The sequence below is a fragment of the unidentified bacterial endosymbiont genome (assembly GCF_918797525.1).
Lineage (GTDB): Bacteria > Pseudomonadota > Gammaproteobacteria > Enterobacterales > Enterobacteriaceae > Enterobacter.
The window spans coordinates 1,699,823-1,719,102 of record NZ_OU963893.1 but is presented as its reverse complement, the minus strand read 5'-3'; the positions used below and the strand labels follow the sequence as shown (position 1 = coordinate 1,719,102).

The 19,280-nt window shown below is 47.7% G+C and carries 19 protein-coding genes; 11 read left to right on the top strand and 8 right to left on the bottom strand.

Annotated features, from left to right (window positions below; genetic code table 11):
* The 3 genes from NL510_RS08210 to rsuA all read right to left on the bottom strand — a co-directional run bounded on the left by NL510_RS08210 (nt 1) and on the right by rsuA (nt 2,543).
* Nucleotides 1-345 carry a YejG family protein gene (locus NL510_RS08210; protein WP_253383506.1) on the bottom strand — a complete coding sequence of 115 codons (345 nt, stop codon included), beginning with the start codon at nt 343-345 and terminating at the stop codon, nt 1-3.
* 279 nt (nt 346-624) lie between these two features.
* On the bottom strand, nt 625-1,821 hold the full coding sequence (locus NL510_RS08205; protein WP_253383504.1) for a Bcr/CflA family multidrug efflux MFS transporter: 1,197 nt from the start codon (nt 1,819-1,821) through the stop codon (nt 625-627).
* 14 nt (nt 1,822-1,835) lie between these two features.
* Nucleotides 1,836-2,543, bottom strand: a complete 708-nt coding sequence (rsuA, locus tag NL510_RS08200; protein WP_253383498.1) for a 16S rRNA pseudouridine(516) synthase RsuA — start codon at nt 2,541-2,543, stop codon at nt 1,836-1,838.
* A gap of 150 nt (nt 2,544-2,693) precedes the next feature.
* On the opposite strand from rsuA, the gene radD reads away from it, so the two are divergent.
* Both radD and rplY read left to right on the top strand, forming a co-directional pair.
* Nucleotides 2,694-4,454, top strand: a complete 1,761-nt coding sequence (gene radD, locus NL510_RS08195; RefSeq protein ID WP_253383496.1) for a DNA repair helicase RadD — start codon at nt 2,694-2,696, stop codon at nt 4,452-4,454.
* 126 nt (nt 4,455-4,580) lie between these two features.
* Complete coding sequence (gene rplY, locus NL510_RS08190; RefSeq protein ID WP_253383494.1) at nt 4,581-4,865, top strand: 50S ribosomal protein L25; 285 nt, start codon at nt 4,581-4,583, stop codon at nt 4,863-4,865.
* A 50-nt stretch (nt 4,866-4,915) separates the two neighbouring features.
* Here rplY and yejK read toward each other — a convergent pair whose 3' ends face one another.
* Complete coding sequence (gene yejK, locus NL510_RS08185) at nt 4,916-5,923, bottom strand: nucleoid-associated protein YejK (RefSeq protein WP_253383485.1); 1,008 nt, start codon at nt 5,921-5,923, stop codon at nt 4,916-4,918.
* 134 nt (nt 5,924-6,057) lie between these two features.
* Here yejK and NL510_RS08180 point away from each other — a divergent pair, with 134 nt between their 5' ends.
* The 9 genes from NL510_RS08180 (at nt 6,058) to NL510_RS08140 (ending at nt 15,105) form a co-directional block, all read left to right on the top strand.
* Entirely contained in the window at nt 6,058-6,285 is a 228-nt protein-coding gene (locus NL510_RS08180) for a YejL family protein (RefSeq protein ID WP_253383482.1), read from the top strand.
* A gap of 19 nt (nt 6,286-6,304) precedes the next feature.
* The gene (yejM, locus tag NL510_RS08175) at nt 6,305-8,065 is read left to right on the top strand and encodes an LPS biosynthesis-modulating metalloenzyme YejM (protein WP_253383480.1); all 1,761 of its coding nucleotides are present in this window, start codon (nt 6,305-6,307) and stop codon (nt 8,063-8,065) included.
* A gap of 539 nt (nt 8,066-8,604) precedes the next feature.
* On the top strand, nt 8,605-9,021 hold the full coding sequence (locus NL510_RS08170; protein ID WP_253383478.1) for a hypothetical protein: 417 nt from the start codon (nt 8,605-8,607) through the stop codon (nt 9,019-9,021).
* Nucleotides 9,022-9,178: 157 nt separating this feature from the next.
* The gene (locus tag NL510_RS08165) at nt 9,179-9,823 is read left to right on the top strand and encodes a helix-turn-helix domain-containing protein (protein ID WP_253383476.1); all 645 of its coding nucleotides are present in this window, start codon (nt 9,179-9,181) and stop codon (nt 9,821-9,823) included.
* Nucleotides 9,824-10,065: 242 nt separating this feature from the next.
* Nucleotides 10,066-10,467 (top strand): CesT family type III secretion system chaperone, encoded by a 402-nt coding sequence (locus NL510_RS08160; protein ID WP_253383474.1) that lies wholly within the window; start codon nt 10,066-10,068, stop codon nt 10,465-10,467.
* A gap of 230 nt (nt 10,468-10,697) precedes the next feature.
* Nucleotides 10,698-12,767 carry an inverse autotransporter beta domain-containing protein gene (locus NL510_RS08155; RefSeq protein WP_253383472.1) on the top strand — a complete coding sequence of 690 codons (2,070 nt, stop codon included), beginning with the start codon at nt 10,698-10,700 and terminating at the stop codon, nt 12,765-12,767.
* A gap of 205 nt (nt 12,768-12,972) precedes the next feature.
* The gene (locus NL510_RS08150) at nt 12,973-13,566 is read left to right on the top strand and encodes a PDZ domain-containing protein (RefSeq protein ID WP_253383470.1); all 594 of its coding nucleotides are present in this window, start codon (nt 12,973-12,975) and stop codon (nt 13,564-13,566) included.
* A gap of 9 nt (nt 13,567-13,575) precedes the next feature.
* Nucleotides 13,576-14,664, top strand: a complete 1,089-nt coding sequence (gene ispG, locus NL510_RS08145) for a flavodoxin-dependent (E)-4-hydroxy-3-methylbut-2-enyl-diphosphate synthase (RefSeq protein WP_253383468.1) — start codon at nt 13,576-13,578, stop codon at nt 14,662-14,664.
* A 51-nt stretch (nt 14,665-14,715) separates the two neighbouring features.
* A complete protein-coding gene (locus tag NL510_RS08140) occupies nt 14,716-15,105 on the top strand; it encodes an InvB/SpaK family type III secretion system chaperone (protein WP_253383460.1) in 390 nt (129 codons plus the stop codon).
* 122 nt (nt 15,106-15,227) lie between these two features.
* Here NL510_RS08140 and NL510_RS08135 read toward each other — a convergent pair whose 3' ends face one another.
* From NL510_RS08135 to sctT, 4 genes are all read right to left on the bottom strand, one after another.
* Nucleotides 15,228-16,082: a hypothetical protein gene (locus NL510_RS08135; RefSeq protein WP_253383458.1), complete on the bottom strand. Its 855-nt coding sequence runs from the start codon at nt 16,080-16,082 to the stop codon at nt 15,228-15,230.
* A gap of 264 nt (nt 16,083-16,346) precedes the next feature.
* On the bottom strand, nt 16,347-17,354 hold the full coding sequence (locus NL510_RS08130) for an outer membrane beta-barrel protein (RefSeq protein ID WP_253383456.1): 1,008 nt from the start codon (nt 17,352-17,354) through the stop codon (nt 16,347-16,349).
* Nucleotides 17,355-17,448: 94 nt separating this feature from the next.
* Complete coding sequence (locus tag NL510_RS08125) at nt 17,449-18,486, bottom strand: EscU/YscU/HrcU family type III secretion system export apparatus switch protein (RefSeq protein WP_253383454.1); 1,038 nt, start codon at nt 18,484-18,486, stop codon at nt 17,449-17,451.
* Nucleotides 18,483-19,277, bottom strand: coding sequence for a type III secretion system export apparatus subunit SctT (gene sctT / locus NL510_RS08120; protein WP_253383452.1), 795 nt, complete (start codon nt 19,275-19,277; stop codon nt 18,483-18,485). The genes NL510_RS08125 and sctT overlap by 4 nt, the downstream gene beginning before the upstream one ends.
* Between the last annotated feature and the right edge of the window lie 3 nt (nt 19,278-19,280).

The following is a 19,280-nucleotide window of genomic DNA, read 5'->3' as shown; positions in this document are numbered from 1 at the left end:
TCAGAAAGGATATTGACCAGAGAAAGGCTCGGCAATGGCGACACCGAAGTTTTTCAAACAGCAGGTGGCCGCAAACTCGTCCTGGCGTTTCACAAACAGGCACGGCTCGCCTTCACATTCCAGCACCGAGCTGTCCACTTCAATGTCCGTCAACGCCTGGCTGAGGCGTTCCATTACCGGCCATGCATTTTCTTCACCCGGGCTAAGCAGTTTGAGCGCCACCAGAGAATTTTCGCACTCTGCACTGCTTTGCGGAATCGGTTCAACTTTCGAACCGGCAAAACCCGCCGACCAGCGATAGCTCTGGGGCAAGCGATGGACAATGGAGAGCTGTAATCTATTCACGTTCGTTCCCCGGAAGCAAAAATTACTTCACAATTTATTTACATTAAGAATAACACATCATCGTTAACCCGCACTGTTCGGCGGTTTTTATAGGCGTGACAGGCTTGCGTTGGCGCTATATGTACCCGTTTATGCGATCTAACTCAACCTTTTTAAATACAATGATATGACTTTTTACATAAATATATTTTACATAAAATAAACAAACACAGGGTAAACGAACGGAGCTTTGGTTGATATTCATCAACAAAAAGGCCCAAATCGGGCCTTATCTGTGCTTTAGTGAGCTAGTTTGCGCGGTCGACGGGCATAGAGATAGAAAAGAATAGAGCTGGTCGCGCAAAATGCGATGGCCCACAGCATCGGCCACGCGGTGTTGAAGGTCGCCAATGAGAGCAACGCACCGACAATAGCGCCAATCCCGAAGCGGAACGTCCCCGCCAGCGACGATGCCGTACCCGCCATATGCGGGAACTCGTCGAGGATCACCGCCATCCCATTAGACGACACCATTGAAACACAGCCGACAAAGGCGGCCACCCCCACCACCAGCGCCCAGAAGCCGACGTCGAAAAAGGCACTGATCACCAGCCAGACCGCCACGACAAACTGGATCCACAGCCCCGCGCGGAACATGTTGATCGCCCCCACGCGGCGAACAAAGCGGCTGTTAATGATGGTCATAATGAACAAGAACACGATGTTGAGCGCAAAGTAATAGCCGAAATGCTGGGGTGAGACGTGGTTCAGTTCGATATAGACAAACGGCCCGGCGCTAAGGAAAGAGAACATGCCGGCAAAGCTAAAGCCGCTGGCCAGCATATAGCTCAACACGCGCTTGTGGCGAAAGAGCGAGGCAAAGTTCGCCATGGTGGTGCGGATATGGAACGTCTGTCGGCGCTCGACGGGCAGCGTTTCATCAATAAAGAAGAAAATCATCGCCGACGCCAGCAGCGCGGCAATCGCCAGGATCCAGAAAATCGCGTGCCAGCTGAACCACACCAGCACCGCACCGCCCGCCATCGGGGCCACCAGCGGCGCAATGGTCGTGACCAGCATCACGAATGACATCATGCGGGAGAACTCTTCTTTCGGGTAGATATCGCGCATCAGGGCGTTAATCACCACGCTTGCCGCAGCCGCAGCCAGACCGTGCAGAAAACGCATCACGATAAGCTGATCGATACTTTGCGCCAGCGCACAAGCCACCGCCGCACCCGCGAAGATCAGCGTTCCGCCGAGGATAACCGGTTTACGCCCCAGACTGTCGGCCATGGGCCCATAGAACAACTGGCCGAGAGCAAAACCGAGAATATAGGTGCTGAGCGTCATTTGCGCGCTGCCTGCCGGTACACCAAACTGGGCTGAAATCACCGGAAGTGCGGGCAGATACATATCGATAGAGAGCGGCATTAACATGGCCAGCAGGCCAAGAATGAACACTATTTTGAAAGACGAGTGTGGCCTGGTGGTCACAGAGTTCTCCTAAGTTAATGCGAAGGCAGACCGACGCTGGCAATCTCTTCTTCGGTCAGCGGGCGATAGTCGCCAGGCGCCAGATCCAGATCAAGCTCAATCGCACCAATACGTTCACGATGCAGCGCTATAACGTGGTTACCCACCGCGGCAAACATACGTTTCACCTGATGATAGCGCCCTTCGCTGATGGTCAGACGGACCTGGGTCGGCGTAATGACGTCCAGCACCGCCGGTCTGGTCAGATCTTTTTCATTATGCAGTTGAACGCCCTGGGAGAATTGCTCTGCCGTGTCATCCGCAACCGGCGACGCCAGGGTGACCAGGTAGGTTTTCTCGCAGTGATGGCGCGGAGAAGTAATGCGGTGCGACCATTGACCGTCGTCGGTCATCAGCACCAGTCCGGTGGTATCGATATCCAGACGTCCCGCCGCATGCAGCTTGTGCGCCACCGGCTCGTCGAGGAAATAAAGTACCGTTGGATTCTCCGGATCGTCGGTCGAGCACACGTAGCCTTCCGGCTTGTTGAGCATGAAGTAGCGCGGGCCATGCTGCTGGGTCAACGCGTTGCCATCATACTCAACCTGATGCTCAGGCTTGAGTTTGAAAGCAGTGTCTTTCACAATGTCGCCATCCACAGTAACGCGGCTGGCGCGGATCTCGCGCCCGGCAATAGCGCGGCTTACGCCGAGTTGCTGAGCGATAAACTTATCAAGTCGCATGGATCTTTTTAGCCTTAATGGTGCTGAGAGTCGGACAACGGGTCCGAAAAAGAAGCAGTCAAGAACGGTTCAGTATAATGGTCTGGTTGCGCCACTCAAGGGAAAAAGTTTCGTGGCATACTATGGGCGAAATGATGAGATTGAGAACCCATGACTTTTACACTTCGTCCTTATCAGCAGGAAGCCGTTGATGCCACCCTCGCCTGGTTCCGCAAACACCGGAAGCCAGCCGCGATTGTACTGCCAACTGGCGCGGGCAAAAGCCTGGTTATCGCCGAGCTGGCGCGTCTGGCGCGCGGCCGCGTGCTGGTGCTGGCGCACGTTAAAGAGCTGGTGGCGCAGAACCACGCTAAGTATTGTGCCCTCGGCCTTGAAGCCGATATCTTCGCCGCCGGGTTAAAACGCAAAGAGCGCCACGGGAAAGTGGTCTTCGGTAGCGTGCAGTCTGTTGCCCGTAACCTGGCACTGTTTCGCAGCGAGTTTTCGCTGTTGATTGTCGATGAGTGTCACCGCATCAGCGATGAAGACGATAGCCAGTACCAGCAAATCCTCACGCATCTGAAAGAGGTGAACCCTCACTTACGTATGCTCGGCCTGACGGCGACCCCGTTCCGGCTGGGCAAAGGCTGGATTTATCACTTCCACTATCACGGAATGGTGCGCGGCACTGAGAAAGCGTTGTTCAGCGACTGTATCTATGAACTGCCGCTGCGCTATATGATTAAGCACGGGTACCTGACGCCGCCAGAGCGGCTGGATATGCCAGTGGTGCAGTACGATTTCAGCCGCCTTCAGGCACAAAGCAACGGGTTGTTCAGTGACGCTGACCTCAACCAGGAGCTGAAAAAACAAAAGCGTATCACCCCGCACATCATCAGCCAGATAGCAGAGTTTGCGCAGACGCGTAAAGGGGTGATGATATTTGCCTCCACCGTTGAGCACGCGCGCGAAATCACCGGTTTACTGCCCGCTGACGATGCGGCGCTTATCACCGGTGAAACGCCCGGCCCGGAGCGCGACCGGTTGATTGAGGCGTTTAAAGCCCAGCAGCTCCGCTATCTGGTGAATGTCTCTGTGCTGACCACCGGATTTGACGCCCCCCATGTTGATCTGATTGCCATTTTACGACCGACGGAATCCGTTAGCCTTTACCAGCAAATTGTCGGGCGCGGGCTGCGGCTGGCGCCGGGCAAAACCGACTGTCTGATTCTGGACTACGCCGGTAACCCGCACGATCTCTACTCCCCGGAAGTCGGCACGCCCAAAGGGAAAAGTGATAACGTACCCGTTCAGGTTTTTTGTCCGGCCTGCGGATTTGCTAACACCTTCTGGGGCAAAACTGCCGCCGACGGCACCCTGATTGAACATTTTGGCCGCCGCTGCCAGGGCTGGTTTGAAGATGATGAAGGCCATCGCGAACAGTGCGACTTCCGCTTTCGTTTTAAAAACTGTCCGCAGTGTAACGCCGAAAACGACATTGCCGCCCGCCGCTGTCGGGAATGCGACGCGATACTGGTCGACCCGGACGACATGCTGAAAGCGGCGCTGAAGCTCAAAGATGCGCGGGTGCTCCGCTGCTCCGGCATGGCGCTGCAGCCGGGCGCAGATGAAAAAGGCGAGTGGCTGAAAATAACCTATTACGATGAAGATGGCGCCGACGTCAGTGAGCGGTTCAGGATCCATACGCCTGCCCAGCGAACGGCGTTCGAACAGCTCTTTATTCGTCCGCACACCCGAACGCCCGGGGTTCCCCTGCACTGGCTAACCGTTGCCGATATCGTTCAGTTGCAGGCCTTGCTGCGCCATCCTGATTTTGTCGTCGCGCGTAAGAAAGGCCCGTTCTGGCAGGTACGTGAAAAAGTTTTTGACTATCAAGGCCGCTTTCGCCGGGCCAACGAATTACGCGGTTGAAGGGACTTTTCATTGCTGTGGGAGGCAATTGAGTATAAAATGCCGCCCGCCTCGCATCCGTGAGGCAGAACACTCACCTGCTGCTGGGTCGCCTGTAGCGGGGTTTTTAAATACAGAGAGAAATCAATGTTTACTATCGAAGCAGTAGTACGTGACGTTCAGGGTAAGGGTGCGAGCCGCCGCCTGCGTAACGCCAACAAGTTCCCGGCTATCGTTTACGGTGGCGAAGCTGCTCCAGTGGCTATCGAACTGGACCACGACAAAGTGTGGAACCTGCAGACCAAAGATGGTTTTTACAGCGAAGTGCTGACTATCGTTGTTGGCGGGAAAGAAGAAAAAGTGAAGGTTCAGGCTGTTCAGCGTCACCCGTTCAAGCCAAAACTGTCTCACATCGACTTCGTTCGCGCGTAATCGCCAACCTGTCGACATAAACCCCGCTTTTGCGGGGTTTTTTATGGCCGCTAGTTACCGCCAGACGTGCGACGCTGCAGTTGATCGCGCAGATTTGGCGGCGTGCCTTTGATGGTCAGCGTGTCGGTGGCCGGATCCCAGAAGATACGTTCCCCGAGCAGCATGGCGTCAAAATTGACCGTCAAACCACCGCCGCTTCCGGCAAATTTGGTTAACTGACGCAGCGTACTGCGATCCGCCGGGAAGCTCTCTTCAAGCTCGTACCCCTTCTCAGCGGTGAACGCCTGGAAGCTCACCTCGCTCACGCCCGCCAGCTCTTTGGAGAGCGACTCAAGCTCAATCTCTTCTCCGGCCTGCAGTTGCTCGTTGCAGTAGCTGTAAACCTGCTGACGCACGGTCTGGCGTTCAGATTTATCGAGCTGCGCTTCTGCCGTGAAGTCATCAACCGCCTGCAGCAAGCCTTTGTTCTGCGCTTTGGCGTTTAGCCCTTCGCTGGCACCGAGAAAGTCCATAAAGAAATCGGCCACTTTACGGCCCACTCGCCCTTTGAGGAAGGTCAGATAGCGGGTCGATTCCGGGTTGGTTTCCCACTCGGTCAAATCGATACGCGCCACAATATCCGCATGGTTGATATCCAGATAATGTGTGGAGCTGATGTCAAGCTGCTCATTGACGCGCATGCTGCTTAAGTTGTTCAGCACGGTCACCAGTAGATAGTCCACCGCCAGATAACGGTAGTGGCAGAACAGCACGATACCGCCATCGGCGAAGGGATATTTCGCCAGCTCGTCGCGCAGGCGTCCGGTTGCCGCACGGCTGAACGCCAGAAAATCCTCTTCGCCCCGACGTTGCAGACGCAGGCTATCGGCCAGTTCGCTCTCGTCGCTAAACAGGCCATAAGCTTTATTTTTTGCGCTGTAGACGCGGTGCAGTTCCGCCATCATGTCCACAACAGTAGGCGTTGGTTCCAGTAATGAATCGCGCAGCACCACCTCCAGGGTTTGCTCATCACGCTTGATAAGCTGGTGCAAAGCAATCTGGTTGATTTCCAGACTCATGATAAACTCTCCTTTAAGACCGGGCGGTATTCAACCACCCCCAACGCATGTGTGCAACAGAAGATAAAAAAGGGGAAAAAAAGCTGGTCCTACGGTAATATGTTGCCCTTTCATCAACAAACTGATTTTGATTTATGCCACAACATTCCCGCTACAGTGATGAACACGTTGAACAATTGCTCGGTGAGCTGGTCAACGTACTGGAAAAACACAAAACGCCGACCGATCTTTCCCTGATGGTGTTGGGAAACATGGTCACCAACCTTATCAATACCAGCGTTGCTCCGGCTCAACGTCAGGCGATCGCCAACTCTTTCGCCCAGGCTTTGCAGTCCTCCGTTAGCGACGACCAGGCCCATTAAGGGATACGAATAACAGTTTATGGTGACGAATCGTCAGCGCTACCGTGAAAAAGTCTCCCAGATGGTCAGTTGGGGACACTGGTTTGCCCTGTTCAACATTCTGTTGGCGACGCTTATTGGCTGTCGTTATCTGTTTGTCGCTGACTGGCCGACAACGCTAACCGGGCGAATTTACTCCTGGATAAGCGTTGTTGGCCACTTTAGCTTTCTGGTGTTCGCCACCTATCTGCTTATCCTGTTTCCCCTGACGTTTATCGTCATGTCGCAGCGGCTAATGCGCTTCTTGTCCGCGATCCTTGCCACAGCGGGCATGACGCTATTGCTTATCGACAGCGAAGTGTTTACCCGCTTCCACCTGCATCTCAACCCTGTCGTCTGGGAACTGGTGATTAACCCCGATCAGAATGAAACGGCCCGTGACTGGCAGTTGATGTTTATCAGCGTTCCAATAATTCTTCTGATCCAGATGCTGTTTGCCACATGGAGCTGGCAAAAACTCCGCAGCCTGACCCGGCGACGCCATTACGCAAAGCCTGTTGCCGCGCTTTTTTTCGTCTCGTTTATCAGTTCGCACATTATGTACATCTGGGCAGATGCGAACTTCTATCGTCCTATTACCATGCAGCGCGCTAACCTGCCGCTCTCATACCCAATGACGGCACGCCGTTTCCTTGAGAAACACGGCCTGCTTGATGCCCAGGAGTATCAGCGTCGTCTGGTGGAGCAAGGTAATCCGGAAGCGGTCTCCGTGCAGTATCCTCTGAGCGATTTACGCTACCGGGATATGGGCCGCGGACAAAACGTGCTGCTTGTCACCGTCGATGGCCTCAACTATTCGCGTTACGAAAAACAGATGCCTGTGCTGGCTGAATTTGCCCGTCAGAACGTGTCGTTCACGCAGCATATGAGTTCCGGTAACTCAACCGACGCCGGTATTTTTGGCTTGTTCTACGGCATCTCAGCGGGATACATGGATGGCGTGCTCTCTTCACGCACGCCAGCGGCGCTGATTACCGGGCTTAATCAACAGGGCTATCAGCTAGGCTTGTTCTCCTCGGATGGTTTTAACAGCCCCTTATACCGCCAGGCGCTGCTGTCCGATTTCTCCCTGCCGACGCCGCAAAGCCAGTCGGATGAGCAGACCGCTAATCAGTGGATCAACTGGCTTCAGCGCTACGCGCAGGAAGACAATCGCTGGTTCTCCTGGGTGGCTTTAAACGGCACCAACCTTGATGACAGCCATCAAAAAAGCTTTGCCCGCCGCTACAGTCGCGCGACAGGAGCCGTAGATGTACAAATTGGCCGCGTGCTGGACGCGCTGCGGTCATCCGGCAGGTTCGATAACACCGTGGTGATTATTACCGCCGGTCATGGAGTACCGCTGGGAGATGAGACCAGGAGCATGGAGTGGTCTCGGCCAAATCTGCATGTCCCACTGGTTATCCACTGGCCTGGCACCCCGGCGCAGCGCATCAGCATGCTAACGGAACATAAAGATGTAATGACCACCCTGATGCAGCGACTGCTGCACGTCAGTACGCCTGCAAACGAGTACTCGCAAGGGCAGGATCTGTTCAGCGCCACGCGGCGTAATAACTGGGTGACCGCTGCCAGTGCGAACACGCTGGTGGTCACGACCCCTGAGCAAACGCTGGTACTGAACAGCAATGGCAATTACCAGACGTATGACCTGCAGGGCGAGAAGATGAAAGATCAGAAACCGCAGTTAAGCCTGCTTTTGCAGGTACTCACCGACGAGAAGCGCTTTATCGCTAACTGATTCTTCACCGTTCGGTTAGCGCCCTCTTCCCCTTGCATGCAAGGGGAACTCTCTTCCTGTTTTCCGATTCCCGAGCATGGCATTGGCCAGGTTTAGCCTTATAACTGCGAAAAGCTGACCAAATTCACCCGGTTATTATTCGGAAATTATTATAAAAAAATTATTATTAAGTCTGCGTTCGGGCCCGCTTAACACCTCAATAAATATATAAAATAACTATAATTAAACGCATCATCAAATAACCTTAATACACATTTGTGTTAACGCAACCCTGATTCTGTTTCAGGTTAGATAGAGGTGTCGATACGGACTATATTTTTTGAAAAAGTGCTGTTATCACAACTGGATAAACGGCAAAGGGATGATAACAACTTGTTAAGAAAATACCTGCTGTCTAAAAATGGGCTTCTCGTATTAACTCGTTTAGGTTATAACACCCATTGCATGACAAAGGTGGCGACTGACTGAAATGCACTCAATTAATAAATTTATGAGAATCTTTTTTTCCTTTTATCATTTATAACCGGAGTATCGTCATTATGAGCAGCGAAGAGCAAAAGATTCAATGCAAAAAAATAGAACAGTACAATTCTGATATTTTAGCGTTACAGTTCAAAATAGAAAAGATATCTCAGATATTGAGAGGGCTGGACAAAAGCGACTTAAACATTACCGAGAAAAAAAAGCTCAGAGTAAGAATAGCGCCTAAAATTAACGAAAGTATTGCCAACATACTGAACATAAGTTTTGAAGAGTGTACGAAACTGCCAACAGATACGCTCTTAAAAAAATTAGCTGAAGAGCAGGACAACAGTAAGCAAATAGCGACAGAAAAATTAGAATTCATTGCGACACTAAGTAAGTCATTACTCCATCTGACCAGCATCAGAAACAAATATCGCGAAAAGGAAGAACAAAATGATGAAGGGAAAAACATGAATACATCACTAAAATAAATAAATTTTGGCAAATCAATCATAGAATAAATAAATCTAATTATACTCATCGGGAGTGTAATAATGGGCCGATTGCCATCATTTTTAAACGAAATGTCTGGTAGTATTATCTCTTTATTGGATCTTTCCTGAGCACACTTTAACACGGGTTGATATTATGAATCTTCATGAAATAAATAAACAGACCGATCGTATAGAAAAATTGCTCGCACTATTTCCTGTTTCACGACCATTTTTGCTTGAGTCGGGGAAAGTATTAAACATCAAGGAAAAGAACGATTCTATGCAGGAAAGAATTTACTTTTTACTTGATGGCGCAATGATAGGTTCGGTTGGCGAAGGTGAAAAAAAACAAAACCTGGGGATTACCACGAGCCCATATATTCTTGGACTGGGGCAGCTAGGCCAGACAGGGCTGATCTGTGATTTCGAGTCAGTAGCCCCCTGCCTGCTGGATTCTGTTGAAATTGATGTCTTCAGGAAAGCGGTAGATGATAACAACATGTGGAGCGACGTGGTCCAAATCATGCTCCCTGCGCTGGCAACGCTGGCGGTTCGAGCGTCAACCTCAGGATTGCAATCAGCATATGAGATAATTCGCAGCTACCTTATTTATATGGAACTGGAAACATCTTATGCAATAAAAGAAAGATACACCGTTGTAAAATATATGCAAACTTTCTCAAGGCTATCACGAAGTATGATACTTAAAATTCTTGCACAATTGAAGATTGGTGGATTCATTGAAATGGAAAATGGAAAGTTAATAAAGATTAATAAAAAGCTACCGGAAAAATTTTAGTAATGATCGTTTAAGACTGTTTCAAATATTATGCCCTGTAATTACTCAACCAGATTCTACGTTATAAAAAAATACGTGCGCGGACAAGATCCAAAATGAGACCACATGATGTCATTTTAAGCCCATAGATGGCACGACATTACACTTCCCACATACAGAGAAGGAGTTTTATACTCGCCTTGTCTATGTAGGAGCGGACTCAAAATTCATAAATAATTGCGCAGATTATAAGGAGTAGTTTGATGTCATCACGGGCAAATTTGATCTTAAAAGAGTTTGGCATTTCTCAGGGTGTGCCAGATATGGAATTTAATGAACATGGTATTTGTTCGCTTATGATCGATGAGGAATATGATATTACCCTTATCGCTGATAGTGATGAAAAAATCTTCATGTACGGCGTATTGGCCAATGTGACACTTGAAGAAGCCAATCAAAAATCTTTGGTTCTTATTGCCGCGAATACTTTTCTTTTTGGGACCTCTGAGATCGTGTGTTGCTATGAATCACAAACTCAGGCATACATTTTAATGAAAGTCCTTTATCTGGATAATATAACCGCCAGCATTCTCGAAGGTACCATCAACCAGATTATTGATTCAATTAAAAGTGTGCGAAGTACTCTGGAAGAAATTGAAGCCTGAGAAAACTGACGCGGCTCTACTTATGCAACTTACTCATGGCAGCGGATCATTTAAACTGAGCTTAGCTGTAAACCAGCAGTGAGTAGAACCCTGTTTTTAACTATTCACAATACAAGTATATTTACTCTTATGGAAAAAAAAAATTTTTACTTGCACTGTTTTTAACGAGTGCAGTTACGGTTGTTAACGCCCAAGATACGCATTCCTCACCAACAGTGGAAAGTGAGAATTTGCCAACATTGGGCTCCACATCAACATCAGCTCAAACGGCCCCGTCTACCGATAAGACCATCAGTAAAACCGCAACATCATTAGCCAGGATGAATGGTTCGGTGGGTAATTATGCCTACGAACAGATGTCACAGCTTGCATCCGGAACCATTGAGAATTGGCTGAAGCAATATGGTAATGCGCGTATCACACTCAATTCTCAGACAGATAATAGTAAAGCCCTTGCCAACAGCAGCGCCGATATTTTATTTGGCCTTCACAATCAAGAAAACCGGCTCGACTACATTCAGTTTGATACCCACTATCAAGACACTGACGATATGATCGTCAACGTCGGTTTGGGTCAACGCTATTTTCTGAAAAACAAGAGCATGTTGGGTTACAACGTCTTTTATGATCAGAATATGAGCAGTAACGTGACGCGCGCAGGCGTGGGCGTTGAGCTTTGGCGCGACTATTTTAAATTTGCCGGCAACGCCTACTTTGCATTGAGCGACTGGAAAGATTCCGATGAAATGCAAGATTATGATGAGAAAGCCGCAGATGGCTATGATCTGCAGGTCGAGGGATATTTACCCTCTTATGCACAACTGGGCGGTCATGTAAAATATGAGCAATATTTTGGTGATGATGTTGCATTATTTGGAACCGATGACCTGCAAACCGATCCTAAAGCTATAACCGTTGGGCTGAGCTACACGCCCGTTCCTTTAGTTACCTTCGCCGTTGATTATAAAAAAGGCAGTGATTCGCTGGACGACACGGCAGTATCGTTAGCCTTTAACTATGCATTCGGTGTTCCATGGTCAGAACAAGTTTCACCGGATGCGGTACAGGCTCGTCGCTCGTTGATGGGCTCCCGCTTTGATTTCGTCGACCGCAATAACGATATTGTCATGCAGTATCGCAAACAGGATGTTATCAAGTTATCCCTGCCGGCATCCTTAAGCGGCCAGGCTTCACAAGATGTCACCCTTGCGGCTTCAGTTGAAGCAAAAAATGGGCTTGATCATATTCAATGGGATCCATCTTCATCCCTGTTGAAAGCGGGCGGCGTTGTTACGCCTGGAAGTGATAAAACCCATTTCAAGGTGACCTTACCCCCGGTGGCCGGACAATATACGCTCAAAGGCACCGCCTATGACCGTCATAACAATGCCTCTAATACCGCGCAGACGCAGTTTTCAGTCACGGGAGGTGAAGACCCTGGTAATAAGCAAATAACTTTTGCCACCCCCGCAACCGCTTGGGTTGACCGGCAAGAGCCGATTAGCGTGTCCGTAAAAAATGCTGACGGTAATCCCGCCACAGGAGCATCTGTAACATTCTCTACCAACTGTAGTGACTGTTCCTTTAGTGAAAGCGATGTCGAAACAAAATTAGTTAACGGAAATGCCGTTGCGACAACACTATATTCTACCACTGAAACAACAAGAGGAACGGTGACAGAAATAACCGCCTGTATCACAGGTACGACCACCTGTTCTCAGCAACGTGTAGAATTTAATGCTATTCCAAAACTGTCTGGACAACTTCAACTTGAAGGAAAAGCGTTGCTGCAAAATTCACTTCCGGCATCTTGGATCAGTAATACCCAGTTTGAACTCGGCGAGACGGCGACAGGTGGAGATGGTAACTATATCTGGAAATCATCAGATGATAACGTCGCAACGGTAGATGATCACGGAAGCGTGACCATCAAAGATCAGCTTGCTGACTTCACAATCACTATCACTACCCTCGGAAGGACATCTGATGATGCCAATTCCTTGCATGTCAAAAAAGGTAATGAAATGCTCCATGTCACCTCTGACCTGGAAACTTACGCTGATGCCAAAAACAACTGCGCCAGTGCGGGTCGTAAAATGCCTGAGATAGCGGATTTCCAACGCATAACGGCACTGTGGGGACATATGGCAAGTTATCCAACGTATGCCGCTATGCCACAATATGTATGGGCCAATAGCGAGGAGGCTGCAGATGTTGGGTCAGCCTACCGAATGAAAGATGGCAAGGTGCAGAATAATATTGTGAAAACCGATCCTAACTATCAAGGATGCTTAGAGTAAGCTCTATGCCAATGCCAGCTCTGACGGGCTGGCATTATTTTTTTTGCTAAAAGCAACAATTCGCCTGAGACATTAACATTTTCAGCACGTAATCGATATAAAATTCACCCCTCCACCGCTCTAAATTGCTCTCCTCCTCCATTTACTTGTCACGTATAATTTTCAGTCATAATAAATTTGTTAAACCGCATATCAGGAGATTACCGTGCCTACAGCGACTGCGTCTACTTCACCCGCTCAGAATAGAGCGCATTTACATGCGAAAAACAAAAGCGATGACGCGAAATCATTGACTAATTTTCGTATTCGTGTTCTCCATTATGACCCAATGAAAAAGTTACAGAAACTCGATAAAAATTTACATTTCTGGGAAGAATCTATCAGTCTCATTTTATTTTTAACACCAAACGACGTTGTCCATTACAGCCCTGCGATCAAGAGATTCCTTGAAGCTAAAATGCAGTATTTCAATATAAGCAAATCTAACCCTTATAAATATAACAGAATTGCAGAAGGTGATTTCATCCTCAAACTAATTAAAGAAAAAGAGAAAGACAAATCGCTTCAAGGCGCATCGCATAAGGAAGCGCTGGAATGTTTAAAAGAACTTTACTCTACTGGCAAAAAAGTTGAGGAAAAACAGGAGCAATACCAACAGTGGCTGAAGATGTGCAAAAACAAAACTATCAAACAATCACCTCTCAAGCTTGCTCGTCCGGATGTATATATGCTTGAAATAGAACTGCAGGCTAATGCATTTGCCGAAGACGGAACAGTATACACATACGTGAATTTATAAGGAAAGCGCATGAAAAATACAGCTGTAAATGAACGCCGTAAATCGCACAAAATCTACGTGGGGGATGTTGCCGTTGGGGGCGACGCCCCCATAACGGTGCAGTCTATGACCAACACCAACACCTGTGATATTGCTGCCACGCTGAAGCAAATTCATGCCCTTGAGGCGGTAGGTGCCGATATTATCAGAGTGTCTGTACCCACGATGGAGGCTGCTGAGTGTTTTAAAACCATTAAAGCGTCATCGCATGTGCCCTTAATTGCAGACATTCATTTCGATTACCGCATTGCATTAAAAGTCGCGGATTATGGCGCAGATTGCTTACGAATAAATCCGGGTAATATTGGCAATGAAACAAGGATACGGTCGGTCATTGACTGTGCCAGGGACCGTAACATTCCTATTCGCATTGGCGTTAATGCCGGTTCGCTTGAGCGTGATATTCAGGAAAAATTCGGCGAACCAACCCCTGAGGCCCTGCTGGCATCGGCAATGCGTCACGTCAATATTCTGCTGGATCATAATTTTGATAACTTCAAAATAAGCGTTAAGGCCTCCGATGTTAACCTCGCGGTGAATTCGTACCGTTTATTAGCCCGTGAAATTCAACAACCGCTTCACCTGGGTATTACTGAAGCTGGCGGGTTCAGGGCAGGAGCGGTAAAATCGGCTATTGGAATTGGAATGCTGCTTTCCGAAGGCATTGGCGATACGTTAAGGGTCTCTCTGGCGGCCGATCCGGTAGAGGAGATCAAAGTGGGCTTTGATATTTTGAAATCCCTGCGCCTGCGTTCACGAGGCATCAACTTCATCGCCTGCCCAACCTGTTCACGCCAGGAATTTGACGTTATTAGCGTAGTGAATGAGCTGGAGCAGCGCCTTGAAGATATTGTTACCCCTCTCGATGTGTCCATTATTGGCTGCGTGGTGAATGGACCCGGCGAAGCACTGGTATCAACGATCGGCGTAGCCGGTAGCAAAACCAAAAGCGCACTTTACATGCACGGCGTAAGACAGCAAAAAAGAATGAGTAATGAGCACATGGCTGACGAACTCGAAATTGAAATACGCGCATTGCTTGCCAGAGAAGGGATGTAACACGGTTACGCGTGTGATAATACTTTTATTAGCAGCCACAGAGGAACCACAGTGGACGTTGGAGAACTCGTACAGCAAGCGCTTAGCGTGTATGGCGCGAGGGCATCGATGCTCAGGGGCAGTGAGTCGGTCACGTTAGAATTTAACAACACCCCAGAAATCAATATTGTTGTCGATGGCGACAGAATATTATTCTGGAGCAGCATCAGGGGGCGGGAGGATAACGTCATTCAATCAGCAGAAATAAGTGATGCATTAGTCTCAATCGGCCATGATCTCGAACGCTTCGGTACGTTCTCATTCTCTTTTTACAATCAAGACATATTGATATTGAGTGCGATTAATAAAGTAAATATTCAAGGGCATCTGGAAATGGCCACAGTATTAGGCCTTTTTTATGACTATGTCCATATTTATAGTAATTACTTTAGCGGTATATAAACCAGAAGGGGGAGTTCGACGAAGAACTCCCCCTTTCCATACACATCCCATCTTAATATAAACCCTACCTCGCAGTAAAGGCCCCACATTTCGCTAGCAGCGATATGGGTCAGAAGGGAGGACTATGAAATCATATTTTGGATGTTAATCAATTCAAAAAAATCTCTCCGGCTATTTACAGTGCAACCTTCCGGCATGTTATCTTCCCGGACGGTGCGAATATAATCCGAAAGTGAAACAAGATGCTTGCCTGTTCGGGCATCATGGCTATTATTTCCTATAAAAAGGCTGCATTTTTCTGAAGGTATATTAGCTTGCGTAATTCTGACGCCAATGATTGTTTTTTCATTTTGCCCGTTAGTATAAATATATGTTGCACCAGACAGGTCGACCGGCGGGTTATGATTCGCCTGAAAGGCAAGCAGGTTCGGATGAGTAGCGCACATGGTATCAAAATGCATTTGCTGTTCAGAAGACTCACGTTTTGTGCCATACATCGAACAAAATAAAACCTGATGCCCTAGCCTTAAAAACATATTATTGGTCTTGATGCGGCTAGTGACCGTAGACTCTACCGCCAGGTTGTCCCTGACGCCCGGATGGAAAAAAGATTTTGAGGCCTCTTCTGAACATAAGGGTGTGGGGGGGTTATTGGTATGAACGATTACCGATAATTGCGATTTAGGGTCGTTAATTAGACCATTCATGAGGGCCGTTTCAATCACGGCCTGCATGCCCACCGCGATATCCCGATTTTTAGCATCATTCTGCTGCTGGCTCCAACTGCCTGAGGAGACAAGGGTGTTTTTACATTGCAACATCTCTTTTCGATGAGACTTTGCAGTCGCTGCTGTTGCTCCTGGCAGTATAGGGGTGTCAATCAACAGCTTATCTATCTCTTTTTCCAGCTGCTGAGGTATTGTATGGCTGGGTGTTCTTGTAACACGTTGTAAGGTTCCACCGGTAATTATATTCATATTTAGCCTTCACTCATATTAAGCCTAACCATTACAATAAAATTCTGGGCCAACAATTTTAAAAAATCGTATAAGCCCAAAGTGATTAGCTAGAAAATTCAGATACAGGAGCTGACGTGGATATCAGGCTAAATCTTCAAAGATTATAAAAAGAAGAAATGAAAGATCCATTAATGCTACTATACAACAACCCGTAACAAACAGAGTCGCCCCTAAGGTGTATCTCATCGTTCGCCTCTCAAATAACACGGATAACAACTATGACTAATATGCTTTAATTGTAACCCTGCGATTCAACGAATAGTCGTCGGTATTTTCGGTTGGCCCCATTTTATCAGCATCAACATGGCTGAAGCGGGACGTGCTGCCAAGCGCATGAAGGGTGATGTTTTCATGGTTAGCGCCATTGCTGATCAGGAACTCCTTGACGGAATTTGCACGCTGTTCGGAGATGAAATAATTATTTTTATCACTTCCCTGCGTGTCACTGTAACCATTAATATCTATCTTGGTTGAGGGATCAGACGTTACCGGATTATAATAATCAAGGATTTTGCGTTGATTATCCTTTGAAAGCTTGTACTCATTGAAAGGATATAATATGGCCAGTTCACCTTTGACCGGTACCGTGACGGCTTCAAGCGTTGTGGCTGGCGCGGCTGGATGTACCGTTACGGGGACGACGGCATCATCCGAATTTCCAAAGTGCCAGGTAAAGCCAACAGACAGATAACCATTATTTAAGGTTGCTGACGTGGCAGCGTCATTTTTTATATCCCCGGTCCATTGATACTCAAGACGGGAAGTGATGTTCGAGTTCCAGCTATGTTCTAAACCCAAAGCCGCTAAAGGGGCAACGCCGGTACCCACTTCACTTTTGTTAATATCATTATTACTGACGTCGCTACGGTACCACATGCCGCCCAGCCGGCTATACAAACTCATCCCTGACCAGGAGTAGGTAAATTTACCGCTCAGGTTAAGCCCCTGTACATCCATAGATGCGCCATTATCGCCATGAGCACTGCCAAGACTACTTCCGCCCCCTTCCAGAGAAAACCATGGCGAAAATTGATAGCCGACAAAGCCGCCATATCCAATGCTATCCCGATAATTGCCTCTGGTAAATTCATTACTGTCAAACTGCGACCAGCCAACATTCGCACCTGCGTAAAGTCCATCGCTTGCAGCCTGTGCTGAAGAAATAAGCGGTAATAAAGCCAGTAAGGTCAGGCATGATAATTTGCCTGGCATGTAATATTGAGTACTCACACATTCGCCTCATTTAATAGTGAAATTAGGCTGAAAATGATAACAAATTTACACCCTGCAATGGAGAACAACAAAAGACGAGTACAATCCAGTTTTACACCTCCATTTTTATCATCAGTAAAATTTCAGAGATAGCAGCAAAAAAAGGCGGGGTAATATATTCCCCTACTGCAATTGACTTGTTTAACCCCCGGGCCAGAGGGACGTTCTCAATAACCGGTACGCCTTCTTTTTCCGCGATCTTTATCATTCTTGCCGCCATATGATCGGCACCTTTAGCGACCACTTTAGGCAGCGGGGTTGTCGCTTCGTCGTAATAAATGCATATTGCCAGATGCGTTGGGTTTTTAATAATCGCACTGGATTTTTTTACCACGCTCGCCAGGCTTCCACTTTGTATCTGCTGATGGAGAGAGTGCCGTTGTTGTTTAATTTCCTGATTACCTTCGGAATCTTTGTACTCTTGTTTTACTTCCTCATGCGACATTTTCAAGTTTTTCATGACTTCATAGCGTTGATAAGCATAATCAGCCAGAAAAAAAATAATATAGCAAAGCACCAGTACGCCCCACAGCCAGAAAATAATTTTCAAGGTGACCTGCATGGCGGCGACGGGATTAACGTATGCCATATTAGCGAGTGAGGGCGCATATCGATGAAAAAGATAGTAGAATACGCAGCCTATCACCGCCATCTTTACGATATTCTTTAATAACTCGACGACAGATTTTAAAGAGAATAAATTCTGGATATTTTTGACAATATCAAGCTTATCCAGCTTTGGCATCATAGCCTTCCCGGAAAACAGAAATCCAACCTGGCCAACAAAAGATGCCACAGTAGCAATAAATAACACTAAAAACATAAAAGCCAGGTCTTTAAAAATAAACACCCCTAAGGCTGTAATAAACGATGAGAAGGCTAACGAGAGCGGCTGATCGATGGTGTTGATGGTCAGAATTAAAATATGACATAAGTCTTGCCAGATATCTTCACCGAAGATATAAAGGTACATTAAGATAACACCCAACTGAACACCAGCAGCAAGTTCGCTACTTTTAACAACCTGCCCTTCTTCTCGCGCATCACGTATTTTTTTACTGGTGGGGGGAAGCGTCTTTTCACTGCTCATTGTATTTTCGCCCACAATGAAGTGAATGAAGAGAGGTTGGTGTTGATCGTTTTGCCCAGATCGCTTAATGAAAAAACAAGCGTAATCATTAGTACCAGCAAAGCAAGCACGCTTTTTATCGACATTGCCAGGAAGAAAACGTTGAGTTGTTGAGCGGTTCTGTTAAGCAGCCCCATTGCAATATCGGTTAACAGCATAATGCCCACTGCGGGCAATGAGAATTTTAAAAATAGCGTGAAGAGTAAATCCCATTGCTGTTTAAGAAACACTAACAGGGAGTGATTTAACACAATATGCCCGCCGGGAGGAAACAGGACATAAGATTGATACAGTGCGGTCATTAAAGCGTTGATGCCGCCGCAGCTAAAAAAAACGACGGTAAGTAATTGTGAAAAAAACACCCCGAGCAAGGTTGAGGATTCAGAAAGCGAGGGGTTATAAATATTACCCATTGACGAACCTCGTACCGTATCGATCAGGGAGCCAGCAGAATCAATAGCCCAGAAGGGGATCCCTGCGACAAAACCAATCAATACGCCAATCATAATTTCCTGGGCCATACCCAAAAAAAGGGAAAAATCTGCTGATCTCTCCTGAGCAAGAACGTTTTGCTGATCTATAGCAGGGAAAACCGGGAGAACGATCAAAATCACGAGCGCGTTACGTACTAATGACCCGCCGATATTTTTACTCACCAGCACGGGCATTAAGAAAAATATCCCTAACGGCCGAAGGCATGCCATGATGAGATGGGGAGCTAACTTTTCAATGGTCAGTAAGAAATCATTCATGAC

What these genes read in the sequence shown, in the direction of transcription:
- NL510_RS08125 (WP_253383454.1), bottom strand. Translation starts at nt 18,486, where the DNA reads ATGAGCAGTGAAAAGACGCTTCCCCCCACCAGTAAAAAAATACGTGAT.
- sctT (WP_253383452.1), bottom strand. Translation starts at nt 19,277, where the DNA reads ATGAATGATTTCTTACTGACCATTGAAAAGTTAGCTCCCCATCTCATC.
- ispG (WP_253383468.1), top strand. Translation starts at nt 13,576, where the DNA reads ATGAAAAATACAGCTGTAAATGAACGCCGTAAATCGCACAAAATCTAC.
- NL510_RS08160 (WP_253383474.1), top strand. Translation starts at nt 10,066, where the DNA reads ATGTCATCACGGGCAAATTTGATCTTAAAAGAGTTTGGCATTTCTCAG.
- NL510_RS08135 (WP_253383458.1), bottom strand. Translation starts at nt 16,082, where the DNA reads ATGAATATAATTACCGGTGGAACCTTACAACGTGTTACAAGAACACCC.
- radD (WP_253383496.1), top strand. Translation starts at nt 2,694, where the DNA reads ATGACTTTTACACTTCGTCCTTATCAGCAGGAAGCCGTTGATGCCACC.
- NL510_RS08165 (WP_253383476.1), top strand. Translation starts at nt 9,179, where the DNA reads ATGAATCTTCATGAAATAAATAAACAGACCGATCGTATAGAAAAATTG.
- yejM (WP_253383480.1), top strand. Translation starts at nt 6,305, where the DNA reads ATGGTGACGAATCGTCAGCGCTACCGTGAAAAAGTCTCCCAGATGGTC.
- rsuA (WP_253383498.1), bottom strand. Translation starts at nt 2,543, where the DNA reads ATGCGACTTGATAAGTTTATCGCTCAGCAACTCGGCGTAAGCCGCGCT.
- NL510_RS08180 (WP_253383482.1), top strand. Translation starts at nt 6,058, where the DNA reads ATGCCACAACATTCCCGCTACAGTGATGAACACGTTGAACAATTGCTC.
- yejK (WP_253383485.1), bottom strand. Translation starts at nt 5,923, where the DNA reads ATGAGTCTGGAAATCAACCAGATTGCTTTGCACCAGCTTATCAAGCGT.
- NL510_RS08170 (WP_253383478.1), top strand. Translation starts at nt 8,605, where the DNA reads ATGAGCAGCGAAGAGCAAAAGATTCAATGCAAAAAAATAGAACAGTAC.
- rplY (WP_253383494.1), top strand. Translation starts at nt 4,581, where the DNA reads ATGTTTACTATCGAAGCAGTAGTACGTGACGTTCAGGGTAAGGGTGCG.